The organism is Pseudoalteromonas sp. BZA4 (genome assembly GCF_040104395.1).
In the GTDB taxonomy this organism is placed as follows: domain Bacteria; phylum Pseudomonadota; class Gammaproteobacteria; order Enterobacterales; family Alteromonadaceae; genus Pseudoalteromonas.
In genome coordinates this window covers 57645-68522 of sequence record NZ_JBECOT010000020.1, presented here as the reverse complement: position 1 = coordinate 68522, position 10878 = coordinate 57645, and the positions used below count along the sequence as shown (strand labels likewise).

7 protein-coding genes are annotated in these 10878 nt (G+C 35.5%); 4 read left to right on the top strand and 3 right to left on the bottom strand.

The window, feature by feature from the left end; genetic code table 11:
- The first annotated feature begins 269 nt into the window (after window positions 1-269).
- Window positions 270-833: a hypothetical protein gene (locus ABMY41_RS10570; RefSeq protein WP_063529398.1), complete on the top strand. Its 564-nt coding sequence runs from the start codon at window positions 270-272 to the stop codon at window positions 831-833.
- 207 nt (window positions 834-1040) lie between these two features.
- Here the strand turns inward: ABMY41_RS10570 and ABMY41_RS10565 are convergent, their stop codons facing one another.
- The 3 genes from ABMY41_RS10565 to ABMY41_RS10555 form a co-directional block, all read right to left on the bottom strand.
- Window positions 1041-1937, bottom strand: a complete 897-nt coding sequence (locus ABMY41_RS10565; protein WP_063529397.1) for a nucleotide-binding protein — start codon at window positions 1935-1937, stop codon at window positions 1041-1043.
- Window positions 1938-1939: 2 nt separating this feature from the next.
- The gene (locus ABMY41_RS10560) at window positions 1940-2224 is read right to left on the bottom strand and encodes a hypothetical protein (protein ID WP_063529809.1); all 285 of its coding nucleotides are present in this window, start codon (window positions 2222-2224) and stop codon (window positions 1940-1942) included.
- Between the two features lie 438 nt (window positions 2225-2662).
- The gene (locus tag ABMY41_RS10555; RefSeq protein ID WP_063529808.1) at window positions 2663-3109 is read right to left on the bottom strand and encodes an MbcA/ParS/Xre antitoxin family protein; all 447 of its coding nucleotides are present in this window, start codon (window positions 3107-3109) and stop codon (window positions 2663-2665) included.
- Between the two features lie 577 nt (window positions 3110-3686).
- Between ABMY41_RS10555 and ABMY41_RS10550 the strand changes: the two genes are divergently transcribed.
- From ABMY41_RS10550 to ABMY41_RS10540, 3 genes are all read left to right on the top strand, one after another.
- Window positions 3687-4127 carry a hypothetical protein gene (locus ABMY41_RS10550; protein WP_063529807.1) on the top strand — a complete coding sequence of 147 codons (441 nt, stop codon included), beginning with the start codon at window positions 3687-3689 and terminating at the stop codon, window positions 4125-4127.
- Window positions 4118-6304: an AAA family ATPase gene (locus ABMY41_RS10545; RefSeq protein ID WP_063529806.1), complete on the top strand. Its 2187-nt coding sequence runs from the start codon at window positions 4118-4120 to the stop codon at window positions 6302-6304. The genes ABMY41_RS10550 and ABMY41_RS10545 overlap by 10 nt, the downstream gene beginning before the upstream one ends.
- Window positions 6305-6529: 225 nt before the next feature.
- Complete coding sequence (locus ABMY41_RS10540; RefSeq protein ID WP_349274639.1) at window positions 6530-9754, top strand: P-loop NTPase fold protein; 3225 nt, start codon at window positions 6530-6532, stop codon at window positions 9752-9754.
- Window positions 9755-10878 lie beyond the last annotated feature (1124 nt).

The window sequence follows — 10878 nt, the reverse complement described above, 5'->3', positions numbered from 1 at the left end:
ACGAGGGCTTGATTATAGTGAGACCAGTTTGTGATTTTGCTCATTGTTGTTGCACGGGCTAGTAGGATATAGATGATCTGATCACAGGCTGGCAAGATAGTTCAAACTTTTAGGAAACAACGCCTTTCAAGGTGTTTACTTTTAAAGTGGCGCTGTAGTTTGCGTTTAACCTGATAAGGTTTAATTCAGTAAAGTATTATTTTCTAAAAAGCGACATTTGCTAGTCTAAGAAGAGTGTTTTGTTCTAAAGGTATAAGGGATACTAATTAATGTTAGAGATAATAGGTTCTATAGATGCAAAGTCTTGGATCGGTTTTTTTGGTGTTTTGATAGGTGCAGGCCTTGGATTTTCGGGGGTAATTTTTGCAAATATATCTAGCTCGGCAAGATTAAAGTTACAAATGGAAATGGAAAAACAACATGAAAGAAACGTAATAAAAAGGGAGAGACTCGAAGAACTTTACGTACTTATTAGTAAATGGATAAACAATGCTTTTTCGTATTATTTTAATTTGACTTTAGTAATGAAAGGAAAAATTGATTATAACCAGTATCTTGATGAAATAATTGAAGATGGTAATAGTAAAAAAGTTGATTTTCAGCGAATTGAAATGATCCTTAATATTTACGGACGCGAATTATTACCTCTATATGAAGATATATTAAAAAGCCGTGAAAAAATTAATAATATGGCATCTGAACATAAAAACTCATACCGAGAAGGAAGAGACTGTAAAAGCTATATTAAGCCATATTCACTTTTGCACAAGGAGCTTGAATTGCAAGTTGAAAATTTGAAATTAAAATTGGCAGAATTAGCGTCTGATATTTAAGCGTATTAGTTCAGGTAAGGTCTTACACCTCAATTTGAGAAATTGAGAGTTACCGATTTTGATATAAAGAGCCAAATTTTAAATCAAAATAAAGAGGTAGCTCATGCGCTTATAATACAAGCCCAATTACTAAACCTCATAGATGGTTTACTAAAGTTAGCAGAAGAGTAATACTGTGCTTCTAGAGCTTATAAGGAAGAGAGTGTATCAAGAACGCATGACTTTGTTCCAATCTATACTATGTCCAGCAGCTTCGAGTTCACGCGCTAGAGCCTGTTTCCAGCCACCACTACTGTCCATTGTTTCCCAAACAACACCTGCGAAATCACTTGGTATTTCTAACGAACCGCGTTTAAGAGCACATACTTTTTCTCGACCCAAGCGTCCAATAAAGTAGCCTAGTTCCAATAGTACGTTTTGACGGGCTCTAGGTTCGAGTGTTCCACCTTTGATACAGCCCTCATCATCAGGTGTAAGTAGGACTACCGCAAACCCAACATCGCTGTTTGCAACGACTTTTTCGATAATGGTCCTTCCTTGATTAGCCTGTTCATGGAGTATAATGGCTTCTAAACCAATTCGTTCCAGAAAGCGAGCTACAGTTTCTCTCGCACCATCGTCGTGGCCATGAACGATAAAAACCTTTCGTGAAAATGGCTGCTTCAATACAATTTCAGTACTCCCCTTTGATTGGACATAGTTCTTATAATCACGAATAAAAGGAATAATAAGCTGTCCATTGAGCGTGTGGATACCTGAGATTATTTTATTTCCGGAGTAGAAGAAGTGATGACTGAAGTTAATAGCGTAACGTGGGTCATTAGCCAGTTTCTCTATAAGAAGTAAGGTTAACCCCATCGTTTTTTTGTGGTCATCAGGCCAAGCAAGTTGGGCGCTCCCTACCATGCCCCCCCCTGTTTTTTCACTTTCAGTAATGAAAGCGTCTAAATCAACATCTTCGGTTAACTCTTCATTGTAAGGTTCAAGTTCGGTATGATTTAACAATTGGCCGAGTTTTTTCAAGGGCCGTTCATACGTTTGCAACTTTGAATTCTGTAAATCTATGATTGCGTTGTTAATTTCTTCAAAAACATCTTGATTCATTACTATTTCTCGTCTTGTTTCAATCGGGCCTCAGCGGCTTTTTGAAGGATTGATTCTCTATAACTTTCTTTCATTTGTTCGGCGAGCGACCCTACGATAGGGCTACTAGCGTAAGGTTCAATGCGGTTATCAATGATTTGGTTAACTGACTGGATTGCAGCTTCAATGCTTGCAGGGTCGTGAGGATCAAAGTTAACAACGCCCAACTGCCCATCAAGTTCATTCAATGCTTTCTCTGCATTTTTTAGATCTTTTTGCAGTTTATCGAGTCCAGTAATTTTAAGCATGGTTCCTTCCTGTTAATGATATTTCTATATTTTTGTTCTGTTTAAACTGCTTGTTAGAAATTCTTATCGCACAATCTTTCCATCAGGCGTGAGTCTATGATTAAAATTAATATCTATAGCCATTTTGTCAACTAAATCGCGTGCATAAGAATTAGGCATATCATAATCAACTAAAGAGTCTATGATTGAATTTATTTGCTAACACTCTATTAGGTGTTAGCAATATACACACTATACTCATTTAAGCTCCTAAAACACTGGGCTTAACTTATTCCTAAAATGTCATGCGTAAAGGTATTTGTTAATTCTACGCTAGGTTAGGTGTCTAACATATCCCATTTGTCACCAAGAACCCAACTCAAAGCTGATAATTTGACATTAATCATGCTCCACTATTAGATATTGCACTGAGTGATTGCTAAACAGATACTTTTTTAATTAAGCGGTAAAACTATATTTTAAGTTATTAATAACTCGTTTAATAAACTTCCTTCCTTCTGTTGAGTTCAAGACGGAACGGGGGGGTTGCCCTTTAAAATGGAGATGCGGGGTATCCAACCACCCATTCCAGTTTTCAACACCCTCAAAATACTCAATCCCATCTTGACACAACTTTGTAATTTCGATTGCATTTTTGGTGGCCTTTGAATTTAACCTTTGGAGCTTATTACTTGAGAGCTCTTTTGAAGTTATTCCAAGTACTGCCGCTGTTGATTCTAAGTCCCACTTCAAAAGTTTCGAAAAGGTCAGAAGCCCCTTGGCTAAAACCCCTTTCTTTATAAAGTTTATTTCATCGAGGGAGTTTGAATGAGAAGATAACTCACCGCTTGATATTACTTTTATCAGATCAAGGTCATCAGAGGTTTTTGATGGGGATTTTCTCACTGTATATTCTCTTTAATACTTATGTACAAAACAAACTTTAGCAGAAAAAACATATTTTTGAGTTTTTGAGACTTAAAAAGCTCAAATATAAATTGTGGTTAGAATGCTTTATAAGAAAAGTCATTTGCCAGTGACAAATTTAACGATGCTTTGCAGTTGTGACTTGAAATGTTAATAATGCGTGTCTATTTTTCTGTAGTATGCATTTTTCTTATACCCGCCTGACGCGGGCCATGGGTTTGGGGTGTTGTAGAGTCCTTTTGGCAACAATAATATGGCATCGAAAAATGCAAAAATTAATGATAACTATGTTGTACCTTTTAAGCTTCTGCTTTAACAGGTAAATCTTATTAGAGCTGAAGTTCTGCAAGCCTTATAGTAGTCTCTTCCAAAATCTTTCTAGTGGTTACTTTTGAATAAAGTATCAAAATTAAAACTTTCTAAAGAATATTTCTAAGTTTTTCATTAATATATAAAAATTAGCAAGTAAAAAATACAAGCTGAAGCTTCAGAACCAACTCCTTTAAGAGGTGGTATTAGTAGGGGAACATTATGACAAACTTCGGTGACAGTAAAGATGAGTAAAGAAAGAGGCCAACGCAATAGGGACTTATTCCAAGGCTGGGTTGCTGAAATGACATCAAAAGAGTCGCCTAATTGGTTAGATTATTGGCATGGTAATACGTTAAGTCCAAAGAAAATAGCTAATGAACTTGGCTTCGACCCCTCTGCATTTAAAAAAGCTAGAAATGAAAAGCTTTTTAATATGCTACAAGAATTAAAACAAGAATTAGCTACTTCAGGCATTTACAATCAACGTAAGACAAACCTGCCTTTGCAACATGGAGTTATTGATGTTTTAAAAGAAACGGAAGAAGATATAAAAGATAGCGCCAAAATTCGTGATTTAAAAAGAGTAAACAGTAGGCTACAAAATGAAAATGCAAAGCTAGTTGCTGAAGTTGCAAAACTCTCTGAGTTTAAAGAAGTCCTGATGGAAATGGGTTTATGGAAATGAGCAATAACGCTTACTTAATTAGGCTCACGAGAATATATCAATATAGTCCAGACAATGTTCGATTAGGCGCTGTTTTTGTTAACGCAGGTGCTGGGGCGCATCGTATTGAAGTACTTACCACTCAGAATAAGTTGAATATCGATCCAAAAGTAGGTCAACAGTGGAAAATACTAAAAGAACAAAACTTCAGTATAAGACAGCAACAAATCAGTACAGGTGGCTTTGTTGATGTTTGGCGCTTCATGGAACCTAAACTTAAATGCGTAATGCCAGATAACGGAGTTGGTTTTGTTACTTTTTTAAGTACGGAAAAGTCATTTGAAGGCATCGGAACAGTAAGTGCACAATTTCTTTGGCGAGAGTTTCGAAGTGATATATTTAAAATACTTGAGTGCGACAGATACGGTCCATACAAGCACGATAAATCGATAACTAACTTTCGAGCTGTCAGAAAAGTTCTTCTTAGCGATAAAGCGGTGCATGGACTTTGGGATGGCTATAAAGAGTATTCAAATCTAAAGTATGCATCTCAGTTGGTTAAGTGGGAGATTGAGTCACCTATTCAGCGTCAACTATTCAGAATCGCCGATCGGGACGCAATTAATTTCTTAACGCAGAATCCTTATCGTTTGTTTTCATTAGGTATGCGATTTTTGAAAGTTGATGAAATTGCTCAAAAGCACTTCGGTATCAAACAATATGATGTAATTAGGCTAGCAGCCATCGTTGAACAAGCTTTGAGGTTATGGAGTGACAAAGGAAATACCGTCGCTGATTGGCAAGACATAGAGCCTAGCATTAAAAAACTTTTGAACAATGACTCTCGCTTAGTTTCAAAAGCATCTGAGTTAGATGGTGATATTTTAGGGTTTGTTAAGCAAGGCAATAAATACTATGTTTCGGGCAATTATATATTCGAGAAAACCATAGCAAAACGATTCAACAAACTTCGTCAATCTAATGAAACTTGGCGAAGTGATTTGGAAGAGGCGTATTCAGCTGCAATACCTGATGGCTGGAAATTAGAAATAGAGCAAGAGCGAGCAGTAAGGACAGCATTACTCAGTAAAATATTTGCACTTACTGGCGGTGCCGGTACAGGTAAGACATTTACCACGAAGCTTATTGTTGATTCTTATCTGAGGCTCGGCTTTACAATATACCCGGTTGCGTTATCAGGGAAGGCAGCCCGTAGACTTCAGCAATCAATAGGCATTGAAACAATGACTATTGCGCGGTTGTTACGTGAAACAGCCATTAATGAAAAGAATAACGTTTTGCTTGTGGACGAAGCTTCAATGCTAGATGCATATACTATGTGGCGGCTAATTACTCTGTTTTCTGATGAAACACGGATCTTGCTGGTTGGTGACCCTTATCAACTTCCGCCAATTAATGCGGGTTTCATTTTAAATGACTCCATTAATAGTGGAGTCATTAACCATGTGGAACTTGATGTCGTGAGACGGCAGGGAAAAGAAAGCAGTGTACCAGCGTACTCAAAGGCTATACGGCACGGAATGATGCCTGAATCATTAAATACCGCTGAGATAGTATTTCAAGAATCAGCAGGTGAGCTTTTACAAGATGCTGTAACGGCTTATTCAGGGTACGGTAATGCAATGATAATAGCTCCTACTAATTCTACGGTCAGAAAGGCAAACATAAAGTTGCAAGCTGCTGTGAACCATAATGGAAAGGACCTTGATCTAACCGATATGCCTATCACAAAAGGTAGTTATGACTTTAAAGAAGGCGATCCCATTGTTTTTACCAAAGGCAGTTATAAATATGATGTTCAAAATGGTACGTTGGGTGTTATTAAAAGTGCGGTAGCAACTGACAAATACGCTTGTATTGTTGAACTGGAAGATTTTGATGAAAAGGGTGATAAACGATTATTAGAGATAGACTGGCAACTGTTTGAGTATATCGACCTCGCCTACTGTTTAACATTACATAAATTACAGGGTTCACAAGCACCTAATGTTATTGTGCTTCTTGAACGAGGTATATTACTTGATCGCAGCTGGCTTTATACAGCAGTTACACGAGCGGAAACTAAAGTACATATCATCGGGAAAGAAGCTGATTTTCGATATGCAGTAAACAAGAAAGGTGCAATTGAAACTCGCAAAACAGCCTTAGCTGAAATGTTGAAAGATTCGATAGATTAAGCAGAGTTTGAATTGTAATACGGGTTTTTAGTAAGAACCTAAGAAAAGTGGATTAGGGTTCATATCATTAGCTTAAACTCCCATACAATAATTTAATTTATAAACTATCTCTTGTTTATTATGTAAACAAGTTAAATGACAGATAGTTTTTCTTGTGTTAGCTTGCTTTGATAAATTTTTTATTTTTAAATTGATTGACGAAACAAGGTTTAGGTTACTTCTCATATGGATAATGATAACAACAGCTATACTTTTTTAATAGAAAAGCCTTCCAAAGAAGATTTATTTCATAGTGGAAGTCATAGTCGGACAGCTGATGCTGTTTTTAAATCTTTAAAAAATGACAACGACATTAATGTTGTGGGTATAGAAGGTAATCTTGGCTCTGGAAAAAGCACTGTTTTAGAGCTAATCAAATGTCTTAGCAAAGAAGAACAATATGAGTTTGTAGAATTTGATGTTGAGAGATTTCAGCATGGTGCTACTAAAAAAGCTTTAATTGAAAAGCTTTATTCTGCAATTGAAAGTTCTGTTACTTCAAGCGATGGTAAAGCAAAAATTGAAAAAGCCAAGAATGTAGCCTTAGGTAATCACTTTGAGTACACATCTAATATTAAAAGTAATGTTAATATCTGGATTATTTGGTTTACGATAGCTCTATTGGCTGGGGTGAGACTTTTACCTGATGCTTTATCTGGGGTGGGGAATTTTATCCAATTTGTTTATCAATGTTTTACAGATGGGTTTCAAGTTGCGAGTAATAACTTTGATGTTAACGGTTTATCTATACTTTCAATTTTCCTCGCTTGGTTTCCTTATCATATTGTTAGATGCGCACAAAAAAGGAAAAAGATACTTTATTTCTTTGGTACCCCTCCTACAACGGGTGATATCTTCAAGCGAAATAGTAAGGACACAATTTCAGAAACCATTGAAATCAATAAAGAGGTAGGTGCTTATGAGTTGCAGGAAGCTTTAGAGGCTTTCGTTTTTGAGATTCCTGAAAATAAAAGGTTTATCTTAGTGCTGGATAATTTGGATCGTGTAACAAATGAAAAGTTAAGGGAAGTGTGGAGTGATATCGAAGTATTTACTTCTATAGCGCAGACTAAAATTCAATTATTAATTCCTTATTCAATTAAACATGTTGCATCTTCATTATCTTCTGATGAAGCAGAAGGAATGGAGTTTATTTCAAAAAGAATACCAATATCATTTAGGGTTGCTCCAATACTTTCAGCGGATTGGAAAATGAGTTGTTCAAAAATGATTGAAGAGACTGGAATATCTGTTGAAGGCGAAGAATTAAAAGGTATTTTATCATTAATCGATTTATGGACATATGCTAACAATACCCCAGTAACTCCTCGTTTTATGAAAAAGCTAATCAATTCAATTGTGAGCCTTCTATCAACACATAACGAGCCTATTCATACTATAACCGCATTTTATTATCAGTTATCAGTTCAAAACTATAGCTTGTCTTCGGTTGAAGTATTGTCTTCAGAATCAAAGATTAATGATATCAAAGATAAATTAAAAGAAAGTAAAGCAATTATTGAGCGTACTATTGACTTTGAAATTTGGTCGAAAGAGTTCGTCTCAATACATTATTTATCGAGTTATATTGTTGCTGAAAGTGAGATACTTAGAGCCCCATTGAGTAGAGCATTAAATAGCGAGGATATAGAGCCATTTATAGTTAAACAGAATATTTACGCTTATGATAAAATTTTACTAGATTTAATAGATAAGGAAGGAACTGATAAATTTATTTCATTGATGCTGAAAATGAAAAAAACAGAAGATTCGACATATATAACTTGGGTTGATAAGTGGTTTTCACATATAAATATAGCTATAGAAAAGGATTCTTTAGAAATAAAAGATATCGAAAATTTAATTTCTTCAACACAGCAGTTGGTAAAATTTGGAGTTGAAATTAATAGAGCCAGAATTGAAAGTTATTATAAATCGATAAATAAAAAACCAGATGAATTCATTGGTTTGGATGATGTGAATGGAACCTTAAAGTTATTGTATGGATGTTCGCAGCTCCTTTCAAATCGAACCCCGATTATAACCAAACTTTTTAATGCCAAGATGTTTATCCATTATTTGTGGCCTAACCGAAGTTCTTTTCCAAATTGGCAAATCGAAGTTCGCAAGTTAAAAGAAAGTGATATTAAGGAAATATTTTCAGTCATTAATGAAGAGCATTATATAGATAAAGAGTTACTTGAAGAGGTTTCAAGCAGGTTCAGAGTTGGCTGGCTGAGTGAAGAAAACGTGCTTCTAGAACTTTATAAAGAGTTTCCTTCCGTTGAAAAAATAAATGCAGGGGCATTGCTGGAATCAAATATATATGCTGAAGAGTGGTACCATTCAAGCTTACAAAATTACTATCAGAGAGGGCTTTCTTTCATAGAAGAGGAAAGTAAAACTAAGTGGCTAGCTCAAGCGGTCGCTAATATTATTTACCATAGTACACCTCAAAATATTAATTTTTATGAATCTCATATTGAGCTAACGGATGAATTTCATAACGAGTTGGCAAACTGCTTAGCAGTTTCTTGTAGTTTTGGCAAAATATTATCTGCTTTAGAAAACCAAATGTTAAGTAAGTATGTCACGAAGGCTATAAATATTCTAATTCTTAATTCTCGAGTTCAGAAGCTAAATATTGATGCTGTAATTAGAAAATATACTGATTTAAAAACATTGAATATTGAGGAAGACAAGTTATTACACTTTTTAAGTGGCTGGATGAAATCTTATGGTTTTACTTTGAGCGCACTAGAGAAAATGGATGAACTTTTCTTGTTTGATATACTGAATACTAACAGTTCTAACGAATGGCGAAGTAAGATCCTTGAATTAATTGATAGTGGTGGTGAAGCAGATGTTGATTGGTGGATAGAACAAATAGAAAAACCAAACAGCTCAATTAAGTTAATTGTAGAATGGTATGTGAAAAATAATAAGCGATTTAACAAGTGTGGGTCATTAAGTGGTGCTCTCAATCGCTTTTTTACTGATTTATCAGTCAGTAAAATGGAAAGTTACTCTAATAAAGCTTGGATAGGTAGTTTAATTTCAATACTCCCAAAATTTTCCCGCCGTAAATTATCAAGAGCGCTAAATAAGTTGATTGGTTTGCCAAAAACATCTGTTCAAGAGGCTGAGTGTATAATTGTAAACTGTGATGATTATGTTGAGCTGGAACATTCAATGGGAAGTCAAGAAATCTTGGTTCTATTTGAGAATATTGTATCTAATCAAGATGTTGCAACATGGTTTGATAAGCAAAAAATTAATTTTGAGGTGTGGGATGGTGATTCAATTGCTTCTTTTGTCACAGAGATGATTCGTCTTGAAGGAAGTGGTTTTGTTTTCAATAACTTAAATGCAATGCCTTTAATACAAGAAATGAAAGAGAAGGTAGTTTAGGAATAACATAAGTTTTACATTTAATTAGATTGAAAAATATTTACAAAAGTTGGACGTACTTATTGTAGACTTTTAAGATGAAATTATAAGCTGTCCTCGGCGTGTAAGCCATTTTAACGAATATTGGAAGTTTCTTATTACGTTTTCACCCCATATTTATCGCATCACGGCTAATGTGAGAACTATTTTGCGATCATCTTGGGGTGAAATTAACGTTATCAACGAATATTGGAAGTGTTTTAGGGCGTTTTCACCCCATATTTATCGCAACACGGCGAATATGAGAGTTATTTTGCGATCATCTTGGGGTGAAATTAACCTTCTCAACGAATATTGGGAGTGTCTTAGTGCGTTTTCACCCCATATTTATCGCAACACGGCGAATATGAGAATTATTTTGCGATCATCTTGGGGTGAAATTAACCTTCTCAACGAATATTGGGGGTGTCTTAGTGCGTTTTCACCCCATATTTATCGCAACACGGCGAATATGAGAGTTATTTTGCGATCATCTTGGGGTGAAATTAACGTTATCAACGAATATTGGAAGTGTCTAGGGCGTTTTCACCCCATATTTATCGCATCACGGCAAATTTGAGAGTTATTTTGCGATCATCTTGGGGTGAAATTAACCTTCTCAACGAATATTGGTGGTGTCTTAGTGCGTTTTCACCCCATATTTATCGCAACACGGCGAATATGTGAGTTATTTTGCGATCATCTTGGGGTGAAATTAACGTTATCAACGAATATTGGAAGTGTCTTAGGGCGTTTTCACCCCATATTTATCGAATCACGGCGAATATGAGAGTTATTTTGCGATCATCTTGGGGTGAAATTAACGTTATCAACGAATATTGGAAGTGTCTTAGGGCGTTTTCACCCCATATTTATCGAATCACGGCAAATTTGAGAGTTATTTTGCGATCATCTTGGGGTGAAATCTAGTGAAAATATTTAAAACTAATTAATTCCGGAGTGTTTGTAATAATGGGTTAGAAAGGAGTGGACTAGATAGAAAAGAATAATTTACTCACTTACTAATAGGATTTTTGCCTCAATAAGTGGAATGCCGGACGAAATAAATGTGTACTGAGTTGGTGTTCTTTTATTACTCAAACTAA

What these genes read in the sequence shown, in the direction of transcription:
- ABMY41_RS10565 (WP_063529397.1), bottom strand. Translation starts at nt 1,937, where the DNA reads ATGAATCAAGATGTTTTTGAAGAAATTAACAACGCAATCATAGATTTA.
- ABMY41_RS10570 (WP_063529398.1), top strand. Translation starts at nt 270, where the DNA reads ATGTTAGAGATAATAGGTTCTATAGATGCAAAGTCTTGGATCGGTTTT.
- ABMY41_RS10560 (WP_063529809.1), bottom strand. Translation starts at nt 2,224, where the DNA reads ATGCTTAAAATTACTGGACTCGATAAACTGCAAAAAGATCTAAAAAAT.
- ABMY41_RS10550 (WP_063529807.1), top strand. Translation starts at nt 3,687, where the DNA reads ATGAGTAAAGAAAGAGGCCAACGCAATAGGGACTTATTCCAAGGCTGG.
- ABMY41_RS10540 (WP_349274639.1), top strand. Translation starts at nt 6,530, where the DNA reads ATGGATAATGATAACAACAGCTATACTTTTTTAATAGAAAAGCCTTCC.
- ABMY41_RS10545 (WP_063529806.1), top strand. Translation starts at nt 4,118, where the DNA reads ATGGAAATGAGCAATAACGCTTACTTAATTAGGCTCACGAGAATATAT.